Source organism: Streptomyces sp. NPDC001843 (assembly GCF_042891955.1).
Lineage (GTDB): Bacteria > Actinomycetota > Actinomycetes > Streptomycetales > Streptomycetaceae > Streptomyces.
The window spans coordinates 241,917-262,279 of record NZ_JBIATQ010000004.1 but is presented as its reverse complement, the minus strand read 5'-3'; the positions used below and the strand labels follow the sequence as shown (position 1 = coordinate 262,279).

Genomic DNA, 20,363 nt, shown 5'->3' with positions numbered 1-20,363 from the left:
TTGCGAGAAACAGTTAGATAATTATAGAAGGCGTACTGAATAGCACCTGGGGTCCGGAGGCGACGGCCATGGCCGAACAGCGCAAGCGCATCTTCGACTGCGACCAGCACATGTACGAGGAGCGGGACTCCTTCACCCGCTACCTCCCGAAGGAGTTCCTCGGTGCGGCGGTCGCACCGGTGACGCTGCCGGACGGGCGGGAGGTGATCCTCGCCGGGGACCGGATCGTCGTATGCCTGGAGCCGGAGTTCGGGCAGGTGTACCGGCCCGGTTCGCTGAAGGAGATGCTCAAGGCGATGGCCTCGGGCAATCCGGAGGAGACGTACCAGTTCGAGCCGATGCACGAGTCGTACCAGAACCGCGAGGCCCGCCTGCGGGTCATGGACGAGCAGGGCCTGGACCAGACGATCATGTACCCGGGCGGCTGGGCACTGGTCGCCGAGGAATACGTCCAGGGCGTCGAGCCGCTCTACGCCAACTACCACTCGTTCAACCGCTACATGAACGAGGTCTGGGGCTTCAACCACCAGGACCGCATCTACTCCCCCGCCCTGCTGTCGCTACGCGACCTCGACCACGCGGTGAAGGAGCTGGAGTACGTCCTGGAGCAGGGCGCCCGGTTCATCATGCTCCCGACCGGGCCGCAGTACGGCCGCTCCCCCGGCGACCCGTACTTCGACCCCTTCTGGAAGCTGCTCAACGAGGCCAAGGCCAGCGTCTGCTACCACATCAGCGAGTTCTACTACAACTCGAACGTCGCCCCGGCCTGGGGCCACGACCCGAACCCCATCCACTTCCGGATGTCCGCATGGCAGTGGATGAACACCTACGGTCAGCGCCCGATCGAGGAGACGCTGTCCGCGCTGATCTTCGACAACCTCTTCGGCCGCTTCCCCGACATCAACGTCCTGGTGTCCGAGTTCGGCGCCGAGTGGGTGCCGCACTTCGTGCGCCACATGGACAAGAGCCGGGGCATGGGACGCAACGGCCCCTGGATCGGCGGCCAGCTGGACGAGCGTCCCAGCCAGGTCTTCCGTAAGCACGTCCGCGTGGTGCCCTACCCGGAGGACGACATCCCGAGCCTGGTCAAGCGCCTCGGGTACCACGAGTCCATCGTGATGGGCTCCGACTTCCCGCACGCGGAGGGCATCGCCAACCCGGCCGACTACCGCAAGCTCCTCGCGGAACTCGACGAGTCGGTGCAGGACGACATCATGTACAACAACGCCCAGCAGCTGGTCAGCCGCTGAGCGTCGCAGTACCCCCGCCTGGCGGCGGGCCCGGTCAGCCGACCAGGCCCGCCGCCAGGTTCGCGATGTCGCCGAGCAGCGCGGTGCCGCGCGGCGAGTGGTCGTAGCCGGCCAGCGGATAGCCGTTGCTCAGGCACGCGAAGGACAGGCCGGACTCCGGGTCCATGAAACCCAGTTGGTACGCGGCACCGGCGCTGCCGAAGAGGGACGGCGAGCCGGTCGACGGCAGGTTGCCGCCCGCGTCGGGTCCGGCCACGGTGACGAACAGCCCCATGCTGGTACGGCGACCGCCGCCACCTCCGTAGATCTGCTCGCCGTACGGATGGCCGGTCAGCCGGATCCGCGTCCCCTCCGCCACCGCCCCGGGTTTCCACAGGCCGGAGTGGACCAGCGCCTGGAAGTAGAGCGCGACGTCGGCGGCGGTGGCGACCAGGGCGTGGCTGGGTTCCCCGGCCGCCAGGACCTTCGGGTCGGACAGGTACCACGGCCCCCAGGGATCGGGTTCCCGGCGGTCGTCGGTTCGGTCGGTGGCGACCATCGGGGCGACACTGCCCGGCTGCCGGTCCACCGGCACCCCCAGCTCGATCGACGACAGGCCGAGCGGACCTACGACCCGCTCGTGCAGGTAGTCGGCGAAGGCGAGGCCCGTGCGCCGCTCGACGATCTCGGCGATCAGCCAGGCCGCCGAGGTGAGGTGGAACTGGAACCGGCTGCCCGGAGGGTGGTCGAGCCGCCAGCGGCCGAAGGCGGCGAGCCGCTGCTCGCGGTCGAGCATCTTGGGGTACCCGAGGGGCGCGAAGGGGAATCCGGCGGTGTGCGTGAGCACCTGCTCGACCGTCACCTCCTCCTTCCCGTTCGGCGCGAACTCCGGGATGATCGCGGCGACTCGCTCGCCCACGTCGAGGAGCCCCTCGCCGATCAGCTTCCACACCACGCCCGCGACGATCGACCGTCCGACGGACTGCAGGACGTACCGGGTGCCGGGGTGGGCGCCACCGTAGGTCTCGAAGGCCACCAGCCGTCCGTCGCGGGCGACGGCGACCTGGGCCGACGGCAGGGGGCCGTGTTCGACCTCCCGGCGGATGCGGCTGAGGAGGGTGTCGAGTCGCCGCGGGTCGACGTGGTCAGGCATGTGTTCCTCCTTCGTACGGCTCCCGCAGACGACGGCGTACGACCTTGCCGTTGGCGTTGCGGGGCAGGTCGTCCACGAACCACCAGCGGACGGGGACCTTGAACCCGGAGAGCCGGGCGCGGGTGTGGCTCCTGAGCGCCGCGGGATCCGGCGGGGTGCCGGGATCGGCCGGTACGACGAACGCGACGACGGTCTGGCCCAGCCGCTCGTCGGGGACGCCCGTCACCACCGCGTCCGCGACGCCGGGGTGGGCGGTCAGGACCGTCTCGACCTCCAGCGGATGGACGTTCTCACCGCCCCGGATGATCATGTCGGTGCGGCGGCCGTAGAGGTAGAGATAGCCGTCCTGCGCCACGTGGCCCAGATCGCCGCTGTGCAGCCAGCCCTCGGCGTCGACCCGGAAGAAATGGCCGGCGCGCGCGTGGATCTCGCCGATGCCGTCCGGTCCGGCGTCGTCGACCCTGAGCTCGACCCCCGGGGCGGGGCGCCCCACGGAGCGCAGCAGTTCGGTGCGTCCGGCGACCGCCTCCCGGTGGTCCTCGGGGGTGAGCACGCTGATCGGTGAACCCTCGGTCTGGCCGAACATGTTGAGCATGCGGACGCCGGGCATCGCCTCGTACGTCCGCCGCAGGGTGCCCGGGCGGATGGGTGCGCCGCCGTACTGGAGGGTCCGCAGAGACCTGTGGCGTGCCTCGCCTGCCGCCAGCAGGGTCTCCAGCATCGCCGGGACCATGCTCGTGTGGGTGGTCCCGAGGTGCCGCAGCAGGCTCCAGCCCTCGACGGTGAAGCGCGGCAGTCCGGTGACCAGCGCTCCGGCGGCGAGGGCGACGGCGATGTTGCCGAGGCCCGCGATGTGGTGGAAGGGCGCGCTGCCGCCGTAGAAGCTGTCGGGGTCGAGCCCGCACAGCCGCCCGTTCACACGGGCCCGGGCGGCCAGGCGCCGCTGGGTCATGGGGACGGGTTTGGGCAGGCCCGTCGTCCCGGAGGTGTGCAGGAGGGCGGCGAGTTCGTCGGGCTGGGCTGTGAAGGCCCGTGTGCCGGTGGGCAGTTCGGGCACGATGGCGAGTCGTCGGCCGGCGAGTTCGGCGACCTGTCCGCCCAGGTCGGCGAACTCGGCTTGGGCCAGCAGTACCTCAGCCGGTAGTTCCCGGACCACGCCGGCGATCTCGTACGCCGTCATGCGGACGCCGAGCGGTGCGAGAGGATGGCCCGATCCGGCGCCGCCGATCACCAGCGCCAGGGCGTCGGCGGAGGTGGCGACGAGAGCGGGCACCGGCGCGCCGGGCTCCAGGCCGAGGGTGTCCAGCCAGTCGGCCGCTCCTGCCGCCCGGTCGAGGAGTTCGCGTCCGGTCCAGCTCAGGCCGCCGAACCGGACGGCGGGGCGGGCGTGGTCGTAGGCGCGGTCCACCATGGCGGTCCAGGTGGCCGGCTGCCCCGGCTCCTGCGCGGCAGCCACCGGCTCAGGGCTCCAGGCGGGCCGCCGCGGTGCCGGTGACCACCTCGGCGCCGTCCTGGTTGACGGTGCGCAGGGAGAAATGGGCGACCCGGCCGGACGGCGTGTCCTCGATGGAGTCGACGGTGGCGGTGGCGGTGAGGGTGTCGCCGGGCCAGACCTGGGCCTTGAAGCGCACGCCGTAGCGCAGCAGCGCCTCGGGGCCGACCCAGTCGGTCAGGACCCGGCCGGTCATGCCCATCGTCAGCATGCCGTGGGCGAACACCCCCGGGTATCCCGCGGCCTCGACGGCGAACCGCTCGTCGGTGTGCAGCGGGTTGAAGTCGCCGGAGGCACCCGCGTACTGCACGATCCGGGTGCGCTTCAGGTCGTCGACGAGGACGCGCTCACGGCTCTCGCCGATCTTGATGTCGTCCATGCTCACAGTCATCGGGATTCCTTCGGGGTCGCGGGGCCCTCCGGGACGACGGCCACGGTCACTGCGCTGACGACCGGCTCGCCGTCGGCGTCCCGGTACTCGGTGATGCGCTCGCTGAACAGGAGACGGCCGCTGCGGCCCTGCTTCTCCCAACTGCGTCCGGGGACGGTGTGCGCGTAGAGCGTCTCGCCGGCGCGCACCGGGCGGTGGTACTCGAAGTGCTGCTCGGCGTGCAGCCCGCCGCCGCCCTCGGCCATCACCCCGGGGCCCCGGCCGGATCCGAACCACTCCTCGTCCGGCTTGGGGCGCAGGTGGTAGTCCGCGTCGTAGTGGGCGCTCGCCATGGTGAAGGTCGGCGGCGCGAGGGCCGCCTCGCCCTGGTACGCGGGGTGTTCGTCGCCGATGGCCCGGGCGAACATCATGATGTGCCCGGCCTCGACGGGGAACGGCTGCCCTGTCATCCTCGTGTGCTCCTCGAATCGGTACGGCGGGAACTCGGTGCGGCAGGAACTCAGTACGGCAGGAACGCGTCCCGGGTGGCCTCGTCCGGGTCGAAGTCCGGCGGCAGTCCCTCGAACTTCGGCTCCCGCTTCTCCATGAAGCTCGCCACGCCCTCGCGGAAGTCCGGCGAGCCCGCGAAGAACTCCATGGCGGAGTAGGAGCGGGCGAGGGCGTCGGTGAAGGGGCGGTCCAGGTCCCCGTACACCTGGTGGCGTACGACCGCCATGGCCCGCGGGGAGCAGTTGCGGGCGATGTCCCGGGCGTAGGCGCGGGCTGCGTCCAGCAGGTCCTCGGGTTCGACGACACGGCTGACGAGGCCGAGTGCCTTGGCCTCGTCGGAGTCGAAGACCCGGCCGGACAGCAGCAGGTCGAGCGCGTTCTCCAGACCGATGACGCGCGGCAGCACGTACGGCAGGTTGTACTCGCCGGCCAGGCCGCGCCGGGTGAAGGCGGTGGTGAAGCGGGCTCCGCGGGCGGCGAAGCGGATGTCGCAGATGAGCGCCTGGACCAGGCCGATGCCCGCGCAGGCGCCGTTGACGGCGGCGATCATCGGCTTCGGCAGGTTCCGCCTGCTGTACATCGGCACGCGGGCCTGGAGGTCGAGGGACTGGCCCGGCTGGGCGTTCTGTTCCAGACGCTGTACGTCCATGCCGGGGCAGAAGGCCTTGCCCGCGCCGGTGACGATCACGACTCGGACGGCCGGGTCGTGCGCGGCCTCGTCGAGGAGCGCGAAGAAGCGGCGCTCCATGGGAATGCTCCAGGCGTTCCTGCGCTCGGGCCGGTTGAGGGTGACGGTGGCGACGCCGTCCTCGTCGACCTCGTACAGCACCAGGTCGTCCTGGGCGGGCTCCTCGGTCATCGCGGTCACTCCTTGGTGCGCTGTTCGATGGGATCGTCGGGATCCACGGTGTCGATCGGGTCGCCGACGCCCGGGCGCTCCCCGGAGATGGTGACCACCACCTGCCCCCGGGCGCAGATGCGTCCGTCGGTCATCACGTCGACGTCGGCGAAGTGCAGCCTCTTGCCCCGCCGGACGCAGCGGGCGTAGGCGACGGCCTCCAGGCCGCGGGCGGGGGCGAGGAACTGCACCGACATCGACACGGTGCTGAGCCGGCTCCCCTTGGTGAAGTCGTGCCCGGCGATCACCGCGCCGGACCCTGCGGTGTCGATGAGTGCCGAGATCACCCCGCCGTGGAAGACGTCCTCATGGGCGGAGAGGGACTCGGCGTAGGGCAGGACGATCTCGACCGTTTCGGGGTCCCAGCGCGCCACCCGGATGCGGCAGCGGCGGTTGAAAGCGACGCCTCGTTCCCAGCGGGCCCGGAACCACGCCCGGCGTTCACACTGCTCCTGTTCGGTGAGGGTTCTCGCCGCGACGGTCATCAGCACGCCCTCCGGTCTCGGCCTGTCAGCCGATCCATATAGTTACATGATTTGGATAGTTTGCAGCAATCAAGCCGAGCTCGACACTCACGCTAGATGTATTATTTATATAACTCATTGGCCGTCTGTGAACAGAGGGAGACCTCGATGCCGTCGACCGCCCTGTCCGGGATACGCGTTCTCGATCTGTCCCGCGTCCTAGCGGCGCCCCTGGCCACCCAGCTGCTGGCCGACCTGGGCGCCGAGGTCATCAAGGTGGAACGGCCGGGCGTGGGTGACGACTCACGGACGTACGGGCCGCCCTTCGCCCGGGGGACGGAAACCGCCGCCTTCTACCTCTCCTGCAACCGCAACAAGCGGTCCGTCACCGTCAACCACGCCACCGCCGAGGGGCAGGAGCTGATCCGCGCCCTCGCCGCCCGGTCGGACGTGCTGGTCGAGAACTTCCGGACGGGGACGCTCGCGAAGTACGGCCTCGGCCACGAGAGCCTGCTGGAACTCAACCCGCGGTTGGTCTATCTCTCGGTGACGGGCTTCGGCCAGACCGGACCGTACGCCGCGCGCCCCGGCTACGACGGCATCTTCCAGGCCATGTCCGGGATGATGAGCGTCTCCGGCCACCCCGAGGAACCGATGAAGGTCGGGGTCAGCATGGTCGACATCCTCACCGGCCTGTACGCCGCCACGGCAGTCCTGGCGGCCCTGCGGCACCGCGACGCCACCGGAGAGGGCCAGTTCATCGACCTGTCGCTGCTGGACTGCGGGCTGGCGTCGCTCTCGCACTTCGCGATGAACTACCTGATCTCCGGTGAGGTGCCGGCGCGGCGCGGCAACGGCGGATACGGCGGCATCCCGTCGCAGGCGTTCCTGTGCAAGGACAAGCCGCTCTTCCTGGTCGCGGGCAACGACAAGCAGTTCGCCGCGTTCTGCGCGGCGGCCGACCGCACCGACCTCCTGCAGGACCCACGGTTCGCCACGACCTCCGCCCGGATCGCCAACCGCGCGGAGATCCTGCCGGTGCTGGAGGCGATCCTGCGCACCCGGCCCCGGGACGAGTGGCTGGCCGTACTCGACGCGCACGACGTGCCGGCGGGCCCGTTCAACGAGATGCCCGAGGTCTTCGCGGACCCGCAGATCCAGCACCGGGGCATGCTGGTCGAGGCCGACGACCCGGTGTCGGGTCGGCTGCCGTTGCTGGCCAATCCGATCCGGCTCACGGCGACGCCGGTCGAGGGGTACGCTCCGCCGCCCGCGCTGGGTGAGCACACGGCCGAAGTCCTGCACTCGCTCCTCGGGGTCACGAACGACCAGCTTGCGGAACTGCGGCGACAGGGGGTTGTGTGAGGTGGGCGGGCGTGCGGCGAGACAGGGCTGTGTTCCGCGGGGCCGGGAGGCACGGCTCCACCTCAACCGATCAGCGTCCGCCCGCCCTCCAGCATCAGCGTCGCGCCGGTCAGGTAGGCCATGTCGTCGCTGGCCAGGGCGGCCACCGCCCGTCCGATGTCCGTCTCCGGGTCGCCCATCCTGCCCAGGGGGATCCCGGCGACCACCCTCTCGGCCTTGTCCGGGTGGGCCGTGAAGTACGCCTGGGCGGCCGGGCTCAGCGCGGCCGGACATACCACGTTCACCCGGATCCCGTACGGGCCCCACTCGCGCGCGGCGACCCGCGTCAGGCCCCGTACGGCCTCCTTGGCCATCGCGTACGCCGCGAAGCCGACCTCGCCCTGCACGGCGGCCGACGAACCGAGGTTGACGACGCTGCCGCGACTCGCCTTCAGATGGGGCAGGGCCGACCGCATCGCGTGGAAGGCCGCCAACGGGCCGCTGCGGTAGGCGAGTTCGACATCCCCGTACGAGGTCTGCTCCAGCGGGCGCTGCACCGAGCTCTGCGCGTTGTTGACCAGCACGTCCAGCCGGCCGAACTCCCTTACCGTCTCGGCCACCATACGGTCGACGTCGTCCCGTTCACCGACGTCCCCCACCACGGTGTACGCGCGTCCGCCGCGCTCGGTGATCTCCCCGGCCGTGTCCTTGAGCTTGCCCTCGGTGCGGCCCGTGATCACCACGGCCGCCCCCTCCGCCGCCAGCGCGAGCGCGATTCCGCGGCCCACGCCCTGTCCGCCGCCGGTGACCAGGGCGGTCCTCCCCGACAACCGTGCCATCACGACTCCTTCCAGAAGGGTCCCCAGGAGGGAAAGGCTTCGGGCAGCGCTGGTTCACCGGCCCCTTCCCAGGAGCCGAATCCCACCGCTTGGGGCCGCTCGGTCACGTCGGACGCGTACCAGTGCTGCTCACGGCGCCGCGAGAAGTACCACTCACCGTCCACGCGCGCGTACTCGTCGAGGTACCGGATGGCCATGACGATCCACCGCTCCCCCACCTCGTGCTCGGCACGGCAGTAGACGGAGCCGGTGGCCGTGTCGCGGCCGGTGAACTCGATGCGGTGGCCGCAGATCTGGTGGACCGACCGGTAAAAACCCCTGACGAGGGGGGCGATGTGCGTCCGCAGCACCTCCCGGCCGCGACCGTGGCGCCCCATGTCGACGTCCGGCCGGAAGCAGCCGGTCCAGGCGTCGAGGTCACGGGCGTCCACGGCGAGCGCGTACCGCACGGGCAGCTGCTGGATGGCCAGGTGCGACTCGACGCGGTCGAGGCGTTCCTCCAGCGACGTCATGGCCGGGGCTCCTTCGGCAGACCGAGGACCTGCTCGCCGATGATGTTGCGCTGGATCTCGCTGGACCCGCCGTAGATCGTCTCCGCCAGGGAGAGCAGGAAGGAGCGCTGCCGGGTGTCCAGGCCGTAGTCCTCGCCGACGATCTGCCCGGCGGGTCCGGCCAGTTCCGCGGCGAGATGGCCGAGTTGCTGATGGCGTGTCGAGGCGTACAGCTTGGCCGTGGTGGCCTGGGCGCCCGGGGTGCGGCCCGCGGTCAGTTCGGCGAGGGTGCGGAGGTTGGTGGTGCGCATGATGCGCACGGAGATCCAGGCGTCGACGATGCGGCGGCGCAGCATCGGATCGTCGAGCGCGCCCCGCTCCCGGGCCAGGCCGATCAGCGCCTCGGCCTCCCGCTCGAAGGTGAGCTGCTGGGGCAGGAGCGTGGTCCCGCGTTCGATGCCGAGCGTGGTCATCGCGGTGCGCCAGCCCTGACCCACCTCCCCCACGGCCATGTCCGCTCCCGTGCGGGCGTCGGTCAGGAAGACCTCGGCGAACTCGTCCTGGCCGGCGAGATTGCGGATGGGGCGGATCTCCACCCCTGGCTGGTCCGTGGGCAGGAGCAGCATGGTCAGACCCTTGTGCCGGACGGAGTCCGGGTCGGTGCGGGTGAGGACGTACAGCCAGTCGGCGTACATGCCGAAGGAGGTCCACACCTTCTGTCCGTTGACCACCCAGCCGTCGCCATCACGCTCGGCCCGGGTGCGGACGGAGGCCAGGTCGGAGCCGGCGCCGGGCTCGCTGAAGCCCTGGCCCCACAGTTCCTCGACGGCGAGGACGGGCGGCAGGAAGCGCTTCTTCTGTTCCTCGCTGCCCGCCTTGAGAAGCATGGGGCCGAGCAGATCGAGGGCGTTGACGGTGGCCCGGTAGGGGGCGTTCGCGCGGGCGTACTCGTACTCGAAGACGATCTCCTCCAGGAGCCCGAGCCCGCGTCCGCCGTATTCCTCGGGCCAGCCCACGCCCAGCCAGTTCCCCGCGGCCAGCTCGCGGTCCCAGGCGAGGCGGACGTCCCAGGCCGCGCCGTCGGTGGGGCCACCCACACCCCTGTGCTCGGCGAACTCCCCCACCAGGTGGTCCGCCAGCCAGTCCCGCAGTTCGTCGCGGAAGTCGCGTACGGCGGGTCCGAAGTCCAGCTCCATGTCTGCCTCTCCCTGCCTCTTCCCGGGGTCTCAGATGCCGAGTCGGCGGGCGAGCAGTTCCCGGTGGTACGAGGGTGTGCCCAGCAGCACCTCGGAGCTCTTGGCCCGCTTGAAGTACAGGTGCGCGGGATGCTCCCAGGTGAAGCCGATCCCGCCGTGCACCTGGATGTTGTCGCCGGCGACCTTGGTGAACGCCTCCGAGCAGTAGGCCTGCGCCAGCGCCGCCGCGACGGCGATCTCCTTATCGTCGCCGGTGTCCAGCGCCCACAGTCCGCCGTACGCGGCCGAGCGCGCGGACTCGATCTCCACCAGCATGTCGGCACAACGGTGCTTGACCCCCTGGAACGAGCCGATGGGCCGCCCGTACTGCACCCGGATCCTGGCGTAGTCCACGGCGGCGTCCAGCGCGGCGGACGCGCCGCCGACCTGTTCCGCGGCGAGCAGGACGGCGGCGGTGGCGAGGGTGCGCCGCAGGGCGGGCCATGCCGCGCCCTCGGTGCCCAGCAGACGGGCGGGAGTGTCCGTGAAGTCCAGCCGGGCCTGCTTGCGGGTCTGGTCGAGGGTGGGCAGAGGGGTGCGGGTGAGGCCCGGCGCGTCGGCGGCGTCGACCGCGTAGAGGCTCACTCCGCCGGGGGTGCGGGCGGCGACCAGGATCAGGTCGGCCAGGTGTCCGTCGGGGACGTAGGTCTTCGTGCCGGTCAGGCGCCATCCGGCGGCCGGGGCGTCGATCGCGGTGAGCCGGACACCGGGTTCGTCCCAGCGGCCGCCGGCCTCCGTCAGCGCCAGGGTGGCCACCGTCCTGCCGGACGCGATGCCCGGCAGGAGGTCACGTCGGGCCTGCTCGTCGTCGCAGCGCAGCAGGGCCTCGGCGGCCAGGGCGACGGTGGCGAAGTACGGCCCGCACAGCAGTGCACGGCCCGCCTCCTCGAAGACGACGCCGAGATCGACGTAGCCGAAGCCGGAGCCACCGTACTCCTCGGGTACGGCGAGCCCCTGCAGGCCGAGTTCGCCGGCCATCCGCCGCCAGACGACGGCGTCATGGCCCCGCCGGTCGGCGGCCAGGCGGCGCACGGCCGCCTCGTCCGAGTACTTGGCCAGGAACGACCGTACGACCTTGCGCAGTTCGTCCTGTTCCTGGCTGAAGGTGAGATCCATGCCGAGCTTCCCGTCCTCGGTGTGGCACATGTACCGGCCGCTTGCCGCACGCCTCTCGATACAGTTAGATAATTATAGTATCCGCACTGATTCCGCCAGGAGCGCGACGTGACCGATCTCTACACCCCGTTCACGAGCCTGACCTTCGAGCGGCCCGCACCCGGCGTGCTGCGCGTCGTGCTCGACGCCCCGAACCTCAACGCGGTCGATCCACGCATGCACGGTGAGCTGGCCGACATCTGGCCGGTGATCGACCGGGACGAGCAGACCCGAGCGGTACTGGTCCAGGGGGCGGGCCGGGCGTTCTCGGCGGGCGGGACCTTCGACTCCATCGAGGCCATGACCGCGGACTACGCGGTGCGCGCCCGGGTGATGCGCGAGGCGCGGGACATGGTCTACGGCGTGATCAACTGCTCCCGGCCGGTGGTCTCCGCGATCCATGGTCCGGCGGTCGGTGCCGGGCTGGTCATCGGCATGCTGGCGGACATCTCCGTGGCCGCCCGCACGGCGAAGATCGTCGACGGGCACACACGTCTCGGAGTGGCCGCCGGTGACCACGCCGCCATCTGCTGGCCGCTGCTGTGCGGCATGGCCAAGGCCAAGTACTACCTGCTGACCTGCGAGGCGCTCACCGGCGAGGAGGCCGAGCGGATCGGGCTGGTGTCGAAGTGCGTGGCGGACGAGGACGTGCACGCCGAGGCGCTGCGCCTGGCGACGGCGCTCGCCGCCGGACCCGCCAGCGCCCTCAGCTGGACCAAGCGGTCCCTCAACCACTGGTACCGCACCGCACAGCCGATCTTCGAGGCCTCGCTCGGGCTGGAGTTCCTCGGATTCGGCGGGCACGAGGTCACGGAAGGTCTCGCCGCCCACCGGGACAAGCGCGCCCCGGACTTCGAGGGTGTGGCCGGCAAGCACCCCCTCGACCTGTGAACGCCGTGAACCCGAAGGCCCGCACCGAGAGGACCACACGATGACCACGCAGCACACCACGACCGAAGTCGCCCCGCTAGTCCGGGGGTTGACGTACGAGGAGATGCCGGTCGGGCAGGTCTTCCGGACCGCCCGCCGGACCGTCACCGAGACCGACCTGGTCAACTTCATCACCTGGGGCGGCTTCACCGAGCCGCTCTTCTGGGACGCCACGCACGCGGCGGAGGGCGGGTACACCGGCCGGTTGGTCCCGGGGGGCCTGACGTACTGCCTCGCCGAGGGACTCGTCCTCCAGACGAACGTCCTGCACGGCACGGGCCTCGCCTTCCTGCACATGGAGCTGGCCGTGCGCGGTCCGGTGTACGTGGGCGACACGCTGTACGCGATCGTGGAGACGACCGGGTGCCGCCCCTCCAGCAAGCCCGGCCGGGGCGTGGTGACCAGCAGGATCACCGTACGCAACCAGCGGGACGAGGACGTCCTGGTCTACTGCCCGGTGCGGCTGATCCGCGGCCGGGACTACGAGGCGCCGACGCCCTGAGTGCGGGGCACGAGGGTCAGTCCGGTCTCCGGACCGGCGGCGGGTGCGGTGGGTGCGGCGGCGAACACTCCCGCGTGCACCCAGTCGGACGGCATCGCGGGCCGTGGCGCCGGCTCTCGGTCCGGGACCGCCATCGCGTACAGCCGGGTGTACCGGAACTTGGCCTCCAGGTTGTCGAGGACCGACCAGTACTCGTAGCCGCACACGTCCACTCCGGCCGCGACGAGCCTCGCCAGCCAGGACAGACGGGCCCGGAGCAGTTCCCGGCGCCGGGTGTCGTCACTGTGGCCGGTGTCGTCGACCAGGTCCAGGTCGCCCATGCCGTTGTCGACGACGGACAGCGGTGGCAGCAGGTTCCCGTACAGGTCGCCCAGGCCGGCGACGGCGTCGGCGAGCCCCTCGGGGATGACGGGCCAGCCGTAGGCGGTGGTCTCCACGTCGTCGAAGGGGACGATCGCGAAGCCGAGGGCCACGAGCAGGCGGTTGACCTCGTTGAGCGCGCCGCGGCACTTCGCGGCGGGCAGCACCCGGGGCAGGTTCTCCGGTGCGGTGACCCGGAACGGGGTGTGCCAGGACAGGCACAGCAGGTCCTGGGCAGTGGCGATGACCTCCAGGTCGCCCGGACGCACACAGCCGGTGTCCTCCACCGGGGAGACGTCCTCCTCGGTCACCATGTGCTCGCCTAGCAGCAGGGGATCGAGGAAGATGCGGTTCGTCCAGCTCTCCAGGCGCTCCAGGGCCAGGCGGTCGTAGGGGTCGTCGGTGGCCGCGTAGCCGCCCACGAGGGTCACCGTCGTGCCGGCCCGGCCCCTGACGCCGGCGGCCCGGAGGGCCTGGGTGGCGAGCCCGCCCGCGAGCAGGATGTGGTGGACCGCGGGCAACCCGGCCCGCCCGGCACCCCGGCCCGGTGAGTACATTCCGGCCACGTGGTCGGCGAGTGTGGGACCGGCCAGGTCGGTGGAGGTGATCCAGCGCTCCACCCGGTCGCCGAAACGGCGGCCCAGCTCGGCGGCGTACGCGGCGAAGTGCTCGGCGGTGTCACGGGCCAGCCAGCCGCCCGCGGTGTCCAGCCACGGCGGCAGTGTGCGGTCGAGCAGGGTGAGAGCGGGCCGCGTCCCTTGTGCGAGCATGGCGTCGAGCGCGCGATCGCAGCGGTCCAGCGCCTCCCGGTCCCAGCCACCGGGGCCCTCGGGCTGGAGCTGCGGCCATCCGGCGACCATGCGGTGTGTGTCCGCGGTGACGCCGAGCAGCTGCCGGATGTCGTCGGTCCACTGCCGGAAGTGTCCGCCGCGCTCCGGCGGGGGCGGCAGTGGGGCCGCGATGGTGTCCGCGGTGGCGACTCCCCAGTCGACACAGCGCAGGGACGTGTGCAGGAAACCATCGCTCATGGTTACCGTCCAGGGCGGTAAATGGTTCAGCGCATTCAACTGAATGCCAGCCGACCGGACGCTAACACCTCAGGCAGACGACGACAATGTTTCGGCCCGATGTCCCTGCACTACTCCCCGAAGGGACGGAACTCCTCCTCCTGCCACCAGGGGTACACGGGCGGCATGTCCTTGCTGACCTGGCCTGGGAAGACCGGCGGCCGCTTGGCGAGGAACGACTCGACGCCCTCCACGGGGTCCGGGCCGCCGCCGATCTGGCCCATGATCCGCGAGTCGAGCCGGTGGGCGGTCATCGGGTGCGGCTCGCCCAGCATCCGCCACATCATCTGGCGGGCGAGGGCGACCGAGATCGCCGAGGTCTGCCCGGCGATCTCGCGGGCGAGTTCGTACGCCGCCGGCAGCAGCTCGTCCGGTGGGTGCACGGAGCGGACCAGACCGGCCGCCAGTGCCTCGTCCGGACCGAAGACACGACCCGTCGCCACCCACTCCATGGCCCGCTGCATACCGACCGCCCGCGGCAGGAACCAGCTCGCCGCCGACTCCGGCACGATGCCCCGGCGCGCGAAGACGAAGCCGAACTTCGCCGAGGTCGACGCCAGCCGGATGTCCATGGGCAGGGTCATGCTGGCCCCGACGCCCGCCGCCGGGCCGTTGATCGCCGCGATGACCGGCTTGGTGCTGGAAAAGATCCGCAGCGCCACCCTTCCGCCGGTGTCCCGGTGCCAGGCGCCCGCCCGGCTGTGGTCGAAGGACGAGCCTCCGGAGCTGACGTCGGCACCGGCGCAGAAGCCGCGTCCGGCGCCGGTCACCACGATCACCCGCACCTCGTCGTCCGCGTCGGCCGCGTCCAGGACGTCGAGCAGGTCCTGCATCATCCTGGGGTTGAAGGCGTTCAGCTTCTCCGGCCGGTCGAGGGTGACGGTGAGGACCCGGTCCGCCACCTCGGCCCGCACGGTCTCGTAACTCTGCTCCGGCATGCGCGTCCTCTCGTCACTCACGGGCGTCGCTCACGGGGTCACCAACGGGTGCCGCTCACGGGTGTCGCGCACAGACCCGGTTCCCAGAAAGCTTAATTAGTTATACCATTCAACTCTACTGACTCGCTCGTGAATGATGGCGGTGGAGATGACGGATCTGGTGGTGACGGCCGTCGGGCCGGTCCGGCTGGTCGAGCTGAACCGGCCGGAGCAGCTGAACGCCATGAGCGAGGAGCTGCACACCGGCCTCACATCGGTGTGGGACGAGGTCTGTGCCGACCCGGAGGCGCGGGTGATCGTGCTCACCGGGCGCGGCCGGGCGTTCAGCGCGGGCGGCAACCTGGACACCATGAGCCGGGTCCAGCGCGAGGGCGCCTTCCGGGAGCGGCAGGTCGACGAGGCCCGCGGCATCATCATCGGCCTGGTCCGCTGCCCGCTCCCGGTGATCGCGGCGGTCAACGGCCCCGCCGTCGGCCTCGGTTGCAGCCTGGCCCTGCTCAGCGACCTGGTGCTGATCGCCGACGGCGCCTACCTGGCCGACCCGCACGTCCAGGTCGGGCTCGTCGCGGGCGACGGCGGCGCGTTCGTCCTGCCGCTGCTCGTGGGGCTGCCCCGGGCGAAGGAGCTGCTGTTCCTGGGCGACCGGGTGAGCGCCGGGGAAGCGGTCCGGCTGGGCATCGCCAACCGCGCCGTGCCCGGGGACAAGCTCATGGACGAAGCCATGGACCTGGCGGTGCGGCTGGCCGCCCTGCCCGCGCAGGCGCTGCGCGAGACCAAGCGCGCGGTCAACCGGCACCTGGAGCAGGCCCTCGACACGGTGATGGAACCGGCCCTGCTCGCCGAGCGCGACACCATGCACTCGCCGGAGCACATCGCCGCGGTCGAGCGGATCACCGCGGCGCGCGGCCGCCGCTGAGCCGGAGAGGAGCGTTCGATGGACTTCGCGTTCAGCGAGGAGCAGGAGGAACTGGGGCGCACGGTACGGGCGTTCCTGGCTCGGACCGCGCCCGAGACCGAGGTGCGGCGCCTCATGGAGACTCCGGAGGGCTTCGACCGGGCGCTGTGGCGCCGGATGGGCAAGGAGCTGGGCCTTCAGGGGCTGGCCGTACCCGAGGAGTACGGCGGCGTCGGATGTGGGCCGGTGGAGGTGGGCGTGGTCATGGAGGAGATGGGCCGTGCGCTGCTGTGCGCGCCGTTCCTGTCCTCGGCCGTGCTCGCGACGACCGCGCTGCTGCGCTCGGCCGACAAGGAGGCCCGCGAGCGCCTGCTGCCGGGCCTGGCCAGTGGCGAGCTCGTCGCGACGCTGGCCCTGACCGAGGACTCCGCCCGCTGGGACGCGACGGGGGTGCGGCTCACCGCTCACGAACGCGCCGGGGGCTGGGTGCTCTGCGGACACAAGACGTTCGTCCTCGACGGCGCCACCGCCGATGTCGTCCTCACCGTGGCCCGGACCGACGACGGGATCGGTGTCTTCTGCGTGGACGGCGACGCGCCCGGACTGACCCGCGCTCCGCTTCCCACGCTGGACCCGACCCGCCGGCAGGCACGCCTCGACTACCACGACGTACCGGCGACCCGGCTGCGGACGCACGGCGACGGCTGGCATCTGGTCGCGGAGGTCCTCGACCGGGGCGCCGTCGCACTGGCCGCCGAGCAGGTCGGGGTGGCCTCCCGTGCGCTCGACATGGCGGTCGAGTACGCCAAGGTGCGGCACCAGTTCGGGCGGCCCATCGGCTCCTTCCAGGCCGTCAAGCATCTCCTGGCAGACGTCCTGATGGAGGTGGAGTCGGCGCGCGCCGCGGCGCACTACGCGCTGCTCGCCGCCGAGAGCGAGGATCCGGGGCTGCCCGCCGTGGCGAGCCTCGCCAAGGCGTTCTGCTCCGACGCCTGTCTGCAGGCGACGGCTCAGAACATCCAGGTGCACGGCGGCATCGGCTTCACCTGGGAGCATCCGGCCCACCTGTATCTGAAGCGGGCCAAGACGTCACAACTGCTGTTCGGCGACCCGGCGTACCACCGGGAACTGCTCGCACGGCGCATCGGGTTGGACACGGTCACGGTCGAGGGAGCGGCATGAAGGTCGACGGCAAGCTCAACGTATGGAGTTCCACGGGGGTCGTGGAGGAGGCCCGGCACCACGAGAAGGCCGGCTACGACGGGCTGTGGGCCTCGGAGTCCAAGCACGACCCGTTCCTGCCGCTGATGCTGGCCGCCGAGCACACCGACAGGCTCGAGGTCGGTACCGCGATCGCGGTGGCCTTCGCCCGCTCCCCCATGCAACTCGCGTACACCGCACACGACCTGCAGACGTACAGCGGCGGACGGTTCTCGCTGGGCCTGGGCAGCCAGATCAAACCGCACATCGAGCGGCGCTTCGCCATGCCGTGGAGCCGGCCGGCGGCGCGCATGCGGGAGTACGTGAGCGCACTGCGCGCCATCTGGGCCGCCTGGAACGAGGGCGAGCGGCTGGACTTTCGCGGTGACTTCTACTCGCACACGCTGATGTCCCCGTTCTTCTCTCCGCCGCCCGCCACCGGCGGGTCCCCCGCCGTGTTCGTGGCAGCCGTCGGTGAGGCGATGACGCGGGTGGCGGGCGAGGTGGCCGACGGGCTGCTCGCGCACGGCTTCACCACCGAGCGGTATCTGCGCGAGGTGACCCTGCCGACCGTCGAGGCAGGGCTCGCGACGTCCGGCCGCACGCGCGCGGACTTCGCCGTCTCCCATCTGCTGCTGACCGCGACCGGCCGCACCGAGGAGGAGATGGCCCGCGCGATCGACGGCACCCGCGGCCAGATCGCCTTCTACGGCAGCACGCCCGCCTACCGGGGCGTACTGGAGTTGCACGGCTGGGGAGAACTCGGTGACGAGCTGCACGCGTTGTCGACGTCCCGCCGCGAGGACAAGTGGGAGGCGATGACCCGGCTCGTCGACGACGAGGTACTGAACACCTTCGCGGTGGTGGCGGAGCCGGAGCGGGTGGCCGGCGAGATCCGGCGCCGCTACGGGTCGCTGGTCGACCGCGTGTCCTTCTACACGGCGTACGAGATCGACGCCGAGGTGTGGGAGCCGATCGTGCGTGAGCTGCGCGACAGCTGAACGGTCAGCCGAGCAGGTCCAGGACCGTCGTCATGGACCTGTTCCGCAGCAGATAGTCCTCGGCCTCCTGGAGGTGGACGCGCCACAGCTCCTCGGCGGCCTCGGCGCGGGACGCGGCCACCAGGTCGACGAGCGCGCCGTGGGCGCGGAAGCCCCGGCGGTTGGCCCTGATGTTCTCCGGACTGCCGGCGTCGAGGTCGACGTGGGACCAGTTCGCCTGGTCGATGATGTGGCGGACCATTCCGTTGAGGACGCTGAGCGTCTCGTTGCGGGCCAGTTCGACGACGAGGGCGTGGAACTCCATGTGGGCGCGGATGAACGCCGACGGGTCGTCCATCAGCCGCTCCGCCTCCGCGACGGCGGCCCGCAGCCGTCGCAGGTCCTGGTCCGTGCGCCGCGCGGCCAGCAGACCGGCGCAGGGCGCCTCGATCACCGTACGGGCGTCGTACACGTCCTTGAGGGTCGTGCCGCGGTACTCCAGGACCACGCCCGCGTAGCGGGCGGCCACCGTGCCCTCCGGGACCTGCACCCGCGCCCCGCCCCGGGCTCCCCTGCGCACGCTGATCAGCGACTCCGACTCCAGCACCCGGAACGCCTCGCGCAGCGTCGGCCGGGAGACGGCGAACTCCTCCATGAGCGCCGTCTCGGACGGCAGCGCGTCGCCCTCGGCCAGTTCACCGCGCACGATCATCCGGCGCAGTCGCGCCGCCACCAGCTCGGCCATCTTGGGGACCCGTAGCGGGGAGCCGTTCAACCCGCCGCCGCGCCCCCCGCCCGACGTAGTCGTCACTGGGCCCACCTCCCGTCCGGCCCCCGGGCACCAGCCCGCGGGCACCAGACACAGCGCTTCAGCACCGGTGGAATCAGCATACTAGATAACTCTTTCAACTAGGTTACCTTAATCGCGGAGAGAAGGTGTTCGACCAGCGCCACGAGCAGGTCGCGGCCGACCGACTTCTGTCGCATGTCCCCCATCAACAGGGGCACTTCAGGGCCGAGGGACAGCGCCTCGCGGACTTCCCGCTCCGAGCGGTCCCGGTAGCCGTGGAAGCAGTTGACGCCGACCACGAACGGGATGCGGCGGCTCTCGAAGAAGTCGAGGGAGGCGAAGCTCGACTCCAGCCGCCGCGTGTCGACCAGGACGATCGCGCCGAGGGCGCCGTGCACCAGGTCGTTCCACATGAACCAGAAGCGCTCCTGACCGGGCGTCCCGAAGAGGTAGACGACCAGCTGTGAGTTGATGGTGATACGGCCGAAGTCCATGGCCACCGTGGTGGTGGTCTTGTCCTCGACGCCCCCGACGTCGTCGACGCCCTCGCTCGCGACGGTGAGGTACTCCTCGGTGCGCAGAGGCGTCACCTCGCTCACCGCGCCGACCAGAGTGGTCTTGCCCACCCCGAACCCGCCCGCCACCAGGATCTTGACCGCCGCGGGCGCCGCGGCGCGGCGCGTACCGTCGACCGGTTCAAAGTCTACGAAGACCATCCCTCACCGCCTGCAGAAGTGTCATGTCCGATTCGCTTCCTACCGCAACGGCGAGCGGCGGCCGGATCGTCACCCTGCCGAGGGCGACCAAGTCGTCGATCAGGATTTTCGTCACCGACACCGGCAGGTCCAGTTCGGCCGCGATCTCGGCCACCGCCGCGGGCCGGGGACGGCACTGCTCCAGGATCGCGCGGTGCTCGGGTTGCAGACCGCGGGAGGCGGTCCGGCCCCGCTCCGGTTCGACGGTCGTCACGAGTGTGATGAGCGTCAGATCGTCGCGCACCGGAGCCGTCCGGCCCTGCGTGATCGTGTAGGGCCGGACCGCCAGTTCCTCCGGATCGTCGGCGTCCAGGTCGTCCATCCAGTGGTTCACTCACGTACACCGCCCTCGACGGCCGGCGGCACGACGCGTGCCTCGGCGCCCAGTCGCTGGCCCACCTGCTGGATGAGGGTGTGCATGGCCACGGCCATCACCTCGGCGTCCACCTCCTGGGAAGCCACGACGGCCAGGTGGGTGCCCCGGCCCGCTGCGGAGATGAACAGCCACAACTCGGCCATCTCGACGATCACCTGGTGCACCGGACCGCCGCCGAACAGGCCCCCGACTCCTCGGGCCAGGCTCTGCTGACCGGTGGCCACGGCGGCGAGGCGCTCGGCGTCGCGGCGCGCGATGGTGTGGGACTGGCTGACCACCAGCCCGTCGTCGGACAGCACGATGGCGTGCTGGGTGCCGGGTACCTGCTCGACCAGGCCGTCCAGCAGCCAGTCGAGGTCGTGAAGCGTCGCGGTCGTTCGCTGTGTCATG

The 20,363-nt window shown here is 71.0% G+C and carries 23 protein-coding genes; 7 read left to right on the top strand and 16 right to left on the bottom strand.

Going from position 1 to position 20,363, the window contains the following annotated elements; translation table 11 throughout:
- The first annotated feature begins 68 nt into the window (after positions 1 to 68).
- Positions 69 to 1,250, top strand: coding sequence for an amidohydrolase family protein (locus ACFYZQ_RS12635; protein WP_389145410.1), 1,182 nt, complete (start codon positions 69 to 71; stop codon positions 1,248 to 1,250).
- A gap of 34 nt (positions 1,251 to 1,284) precedes the next feature.
- Here ACFYZQ_RS12635 and ACFYZQ_RS12630 read toward each other — a convergent pair whose 3' ends face one another.
- Genes ACFYZQ_RS12630 through ACFYZQ_RS12605 form a run of 6 tightly spaced genes read right to left on the bottom strand, consistent with a single transcriptional unit; the run spans position 1,285 to position 6,137 of the window.
- Entirely contained in the window at positions 1,285 to 2,382 is a 1,098-nt protein-coding gene (locus tag ACFYZQ_RS12630) for a serine hydrolase domain-containing protein (RefSeq protein WP_389145408.1), read from the bottom strand.
- Positions 2,375 to 3,838, bottom strand: coding sequence for a class I adenylate-forming enzyme family protein (locus ACFYZQ_RS12625; protein WP_389145405.1), 1,464 nt, complete (start codon positions 3,836 to 3,838; stop codon positions 2,375 to 2,377). Before ACFYZQ_RS12625 ends, ACFYZQ_RS12630 begins: the two co-directional genes overlap by 8 nt.
- Positions 3,839 to 3,842: 4 nt before the next feature.
- Entirely contained in the window at positions 3,843 to 4,265 is a 423-nt protein-coding gene (locus tag ACFYZQ_RS12620; RefSeq protein ID WP_389145402.1) for a MaoC/PaaZ C-terminal domain-containing protein, read from the bottom strand.
- On the bottom strand, positions 4,262 to 4,714 hold the full coding sequence (locus ACFYZQ_RS12615; protein ID WP_389145399.1) for a MaoC family dehydratase N-terminal domain-containing protein: 453 nt from the start codon (positions 4,712 to 4,714) through the stop codon (positions 4,262 to 4,264). The genes ACFYZQ_RS12620 and ACFYZQ_RS12615 overlap by 4 nt, the downstream gene beginning before the upstream one ends.
- A gap of 50 nt (positions 4,715 to 4,764) precedes the next feature.
- Complete coding sequence (locus ACFYZQ_RS12610) at positions 4,765 to 5,613, bottom strand: enoyl-CoA hydratase-related protein (protein ID WP_389145397.1); 849 nt, start codon at positions 5,611 to 5,613, stop codon at positions 4,765 to 4,767.
- A gap of 5 nt (positions 5,614 to 5,618) precedes the next feature.
- Positions 5,619 to 6,137 carry a PaaI family thioesterase gene (locus ACFYZQ_RS12605; RefSeq protein ID WP_389145394.1) on the bottom strand — a complete coding sequence of 173 codons (519 nt, stop codon included), beginning with the start codon at positions 6,135 to 6,137 and terminating at the stop codon, positions 5,619 to 5,621.
- Positions 6,138 to 6,284: 147 nt separating this feature from the next.
- Here ACFYZQ_RS12605 and ACFYZQ_RS12600 point away from each other — a divergent pair, with 147 nt between their 5' ends.
- The gene (locus tag ACFYZQ_RS12600; protein WP_389145391.1) at positions 6,285 to 7,481 is read left to right on the top strand and encodes a CaiB/BaiF CoA transferase family protein; all 1,197 of its coding nucleotides are present in this window, start codon (positions 6,285 to 6,287) and stop codon (positions 7,479 to 7,481) included.
- A 62-nt stretch (positions 7,482 to 7,543) separates the two neighbouring features.
- On the opposite strand, the gene ACFYZQ_RS12595 is transcribed toward ACFYZQ_RS12600, so the two are convergent.
- Genes ACFYZQ_RS12595 through ACFYZQ_RS12580 form a run of 4 tightly spaced genes read right to left on the bottom strand, consistent with a single transcriptional unit; the run spans position 7,544 to position 11,141 of the window.
- The gene (locus ACFYZQ_RS12595; RefSeq protein WP_389145388.1) at positions 7,544 to 8,299 is read right to left on the bottom strand and encodes an SDR family NAD(P)-dependent oxidoreductase; all 756 of its coding nucleotides are present in this window, start codon (positions 8,297 to 8,299) and stop codon (positions 7,544 to 7,546) included.
- Positions 8,299 to 8,811 carry a nuclear transport factor 2 family protein gene (locus tag ACFYZQ_RS12590; protein ID WP_389145386.1) on the bottom strand — a complete coding sequence of 171 codons (513 nt, stop codon included), beginning with the start codon at positions 8,809 to 8,811 and terminating at the stop codon, positions 8,299 to 8,301. The genes ACFYZQ_RS12595 and ACFYZQ_RS12590 overlap by 1 nt, the downstream gene beginning before the upstream one ends.
- The gene (locus ACFYZQ_RS12585) at positions 8,808 to 9,986 is read right to left on the bottom strand and encodes an acyl-CoA dehydrogenase family protein (protein ID WP_389145383.1); all 1,179 of its coding nucleotides are present in this window, start codon (positions 9,984 to 9,986) and stop codon (positions 8,808 to 8,810) included. The genes ACFYZQ_RS12590 and ACFYZQ_RS12585 overlap by 4 nt, the downstream gene beginning before the upstream one ends.
- A 30-nt stretch (positions 9,987 to 10,016) precedes the next feature.
- Positions 10,017 to 11,141 carry an acyl-CoA dehydrogenase family protein gene (locus ACFYZQ_RS12580; protein WP_389146221.1) on the bottom strand — a complete coding sequence of 375 codons (1,125 nt, stop codon included), beginning with the start codon at positions 11,139 to 11,141 and terminating at the stop codon, positions 10,017 to 10,019.
- A 108-nt stretch (positions 11,142 to 11,249) separates the two neighbouring features.
- Between ACFYZQ_RS12580 and ACFYZQ_RS12575 the strand changes: the two genes are divergently transcribed.
- Together ACFYZQ_RS12575 and ACFYZQ_RS12570 are read left to right on the top strand one after the other, a co-directional pair.
- Complete coding sequence (locus ACFYZQ_RS12575) at positions 11,250 to 12,071, top strand: enoyl-CoA hydratase/isomerase family protein (protein WP_389145381.1); 822 nt, start codon at positions 11,250 to 11,252, stop codon at positions 12,069 to 12,071.
- A gap of 40 nt (positions 12,072 to 12,111) precedes the next feature.
- Positions 12,112 to 12,612, top strand: coding sequence for a MaoC family dehydratase (locus ACFYZQ_RS12570; protein WP_389145379.1), 501 nt, complete (start codon positions 12,112 to 12,114; stop codon positions 12,610 to 12,612).
- Here the strand turns inward: ACFYZQ_RS12570 and ACFYZQ_RS12565 are convergent.
- Both ACFYZQ_RS12565 and ACFYZQ_RS12560 read right to left on the bottom strand, forming a co-directional pair.
- Positions 12,591 to 14,000: a family 1 glycosylhydrolase gene (locus ACFYZQ_RS12565; protein ID WP_389145377.1), complete on the bottom strand. Its 1,410-nt coding sequence runs from the start codon at positions 13,998 to 14,000 to the stop codon at positions 12,591 to 12,593. The genes ACFYZQ_RS12570 and ACFYZQ_RS12565 overlap by 22 nt on opposite strands.
- Before the next feature lie 110 nt (positions 14,001 to 14,110).
- A complete protein-coding gene (locus tag ACFYZQ_RS12560) occupies positions 14,111 to 14,977 on the bottom strand; it encodes a crotonase/enoyl-CoA hydratase family protein (protein WP_389145375.1) in 867 nt (288 codons plus the stop codon).
- A gap of 148 nt (positions 14,978 to 15,125) precedes the next feature.
- Between ACFYZQ_RS12560 and ACFYZQ_RS12555 the strand changes: the two genes are divergently transcribed.
- From ACFYZQ_RS12555 to ACFYZQ_RS12545, 3 genes are read left to right on the top strand one after another with little or no spacing between them, the layout of a single operon-like run.
- Positions 15,126 to 15,893 carry an enoyl-CoA hydratase/isomerase family protein gene (locus ACFYZQ_RS12555; RefSeq protein ID WP_389145372.1) on the top strand — a complete coding sequence of 256 codons (768 nt, stop codon included), beginning with the start codon at positions 15,126 to 15,128 and terminating at the stop codon, positions 15,891 to 15,893.
- A gap of 18 nt (positions 15,894 to 15,911) precedes the next feature.
- Positions 15,912 to 17,054: an acyl-CoA dehydrogenase family protein gene (locus ACFYZQ_RS12550; protein WP_389145369.1), complete on the top strand. Its 1,143-nt coding sequence runs from the start codon at positions 15,912 to 15,914 to the stop codon at positions 17,052 to 17,054.
- Entirely contained in the window at positions 17,051 to 18,073 is a 1,023-nt protein-coding gene (locus ACFYZQ_RS12545) for an LLM class F420-dependent oxidoreductase (protein WP_389145366.1), read from the top strand. Before ACFYZQ_RS12550 ends, ACFYZQ_RS12545 begins: the two co-directional genes overlap by 4 nt.
- A gap of 4 nt (positions 18,074 to 18,077) precedes the next feature.
- Here ACFYZQ_RS12545 and ACFYZQ_RS12540 read toward each other — a convergent pair whose 3' ends face one another.
- The 4 genes from ACFYZQ_RS12540 to ACFYZQ_RS12525 all read right to left on the bottom strand — a co-directional run bounded on the left by ACFYZQ_RS12540 (position 18,078) and on the right by ACFYZQ_RS12525 (position 20,362).
- Positions 18,078 to 18,863, bottom strand: a complete 786-nt coding sequence (locus tag ACFYZQ_RS12540; protein ID WP_389145364.1) for a FadR/GntR family transcriptional regulator — start codon at positions 18,861 to 18,863, stop codon at positions 18,078 to 18,080.
- Between the two features lie 98 nt (positions 18,864 to 18,961).
- A complete protein-coding gene (locus tag ACFYZQ_RS12535) occupies positions 18,962 to 19,558 on the bottom strand; it encodes an ATP/GTP-binding protein (RefSeq protein ID WP_389145361.1) in 597 nt (198 codons plus the stop codon).
- The gene (locus ACFYZQ_RS12530; protein WP_389146218.1) at positions 19,539 to 19,910 is read right to left on the bottom strand and encodes a DUF742 domain-containing protein; all 372 of its coding nucleotides are present in this window, start codon (positions 19,908 to 19,910) and stop codon (positions 19,539 to 19,541) included. Before ACFYZQ_RS12530 ends, ACFYZQ_RS12535 begins: the two co-directional genes overlap by 20 nt.
- Positions 19,911 to 19,927: 17 nt before the next feature.
- Positions 19,928 to 20,362: a roadblock/LC7 domain-containing protein gene (locus ACFYZQ_RS12525; RefSeq protein ID WP_389145358.1), complete on the bottom strand. Its 435-nt coding sequence runs from the start codon at positions 20,360 to 20,362 to the stop codon at positions 19,928 to 19,930.
- Position 20,363 lies beyond the last annotated feature (1 nt).

Coding starts and splice junctions, on each gene's coding strand:
- ACFYZQ_RS12635 (WP_389145410.1), top strand. CDS start 69: ATGGCCGAACAGCGCAAGCGCATCTTCGACTGCGACCAGCACATGTAC.
- ACFYZQ_RS12630 (WP_389145408.1), bottom strand. CDS start 2,382: ATGCCTGACCACGTCGACCCGCGGCGACTCGACACCCTCCTCAGCCGC.
- ACFYZQ_RS12620 (WP_389145402.1), bottom strand. CDS start 4,265: ATGACTGTGAGCATGGACGACATCAAGATCGGCGAGAGCCGTGAGCGC.
- ACFYZQ_RS12615 (WP_389145399.1), bottom strand. CDS start 4,714: ATGACAGGGCAGCCGTTCCCCGTCGAGGCCGGGCACATCATGATGTTC.
- ACFYZQ_RS12610 (WP_389145397.1), bottom strand. CDS start 5,613: ATGACCGAGGAGCCCGCCCAGGACGACCTGGTGCTGTACGAGGTCGAC.
- ACFYZQ_RS12605 (WP_389145394.1), bottom strand. CDS start 6,137: ATGACCGTCGCGGCGAGAACCCTCACCGAACAGGAGCAGTGTGAACGC.
- ACFYZQ_RS12600 (WP_389145391.1), top strand. CDS start 6,285: ATGCCGTCGACCGCCCTGTCCGGGATACGCGTTCTCGATCTGTCCCGC.
- ACFYZQ_RS12595 (WP_389145388.1), bottom strand. CDS start 8,299: ATGGCACGGTTGTCGGGGAGGACCGCCCTGGTCACCGGCGGCGGACAG.
- ACFYZQ_RS12590 (WP_389145386.1), bottom strand. CDS start 8,811: ATGACGTCGCTGGAGGAACGCCTCGACCGCGTCGAGTCGCACCTGGCC.
- ACFYZQ_RS12585 (WP_389145383.1), bottom strand. CDS start 9,986: ATGGAGCTGGACTTCGGACCCGCCGTACGCGACTTCCGCGACGAACTG.
- ACFYZQ_RS12580 (WP_389146221.1), bottom strand. CDS start 11,141: ATGGATCTCACCTTCAGCCAGGAACAGGACGAACTGCGCAAGGTCGTA.
- ACFYZQ_RS12570 (WP_389145379.1), top strand. CDS start 12,112: ATGACCACGCAGCACACCACGACCGAAGTCGCCCCGCTAGTCCGGGGG.
- ACFYZQ_RS12565 (WP_389145377.1), bottom strand. CDS start 14,000: ATGAGCGATGGTTTCCTGCACACGTCCCTGCGCTGTGTCGACTGGGGA.
- ACFYZQ_RS12560 (WP_389145375.1), bottom strand. CDS start 14,977: ATGCCGGAGCAGAGTTACGAGACCGTGCGGGCCGAGGTGGCGGACCGG.
- ACFYZQ_RS12555 (WP_389145372.1), top strand. CDS start 15,126: ATGACGGATCTGGTGGTGACGGCCGTCGGGCCGGTCCGGCTGGTCGAG.
- ACFYZQ_RS12550 (WP_389145369.1), top strand. CDS start 15,912: ATGGACTTCGCGTTCAGCGAGGAGCAGGAGGAACTGGGGCGCACGGTA.
- ACFYZQ_RS12545 (WP_389145366.1), top strand. CDS start 17,051: ATGAAGGTCGACGGCAAGCTCAACGTATGGAGTTCCACGGGGGTCGTG.
- ACFYZQ_RS12535 (WP_389145361.1), bottom strand. CDS start 19,558: ATGGTCTTCGTAGACTTTGAACCGGTCGACGGTACGCGCCGCGCCGCG.
- ACFYZQ_RS12525 (WP_389145358.1), bottom strand. CDS start 20,362: ATGACACAGCGAACGACCGCGACGCTTCACGACCTCGACTGGCTGCTG.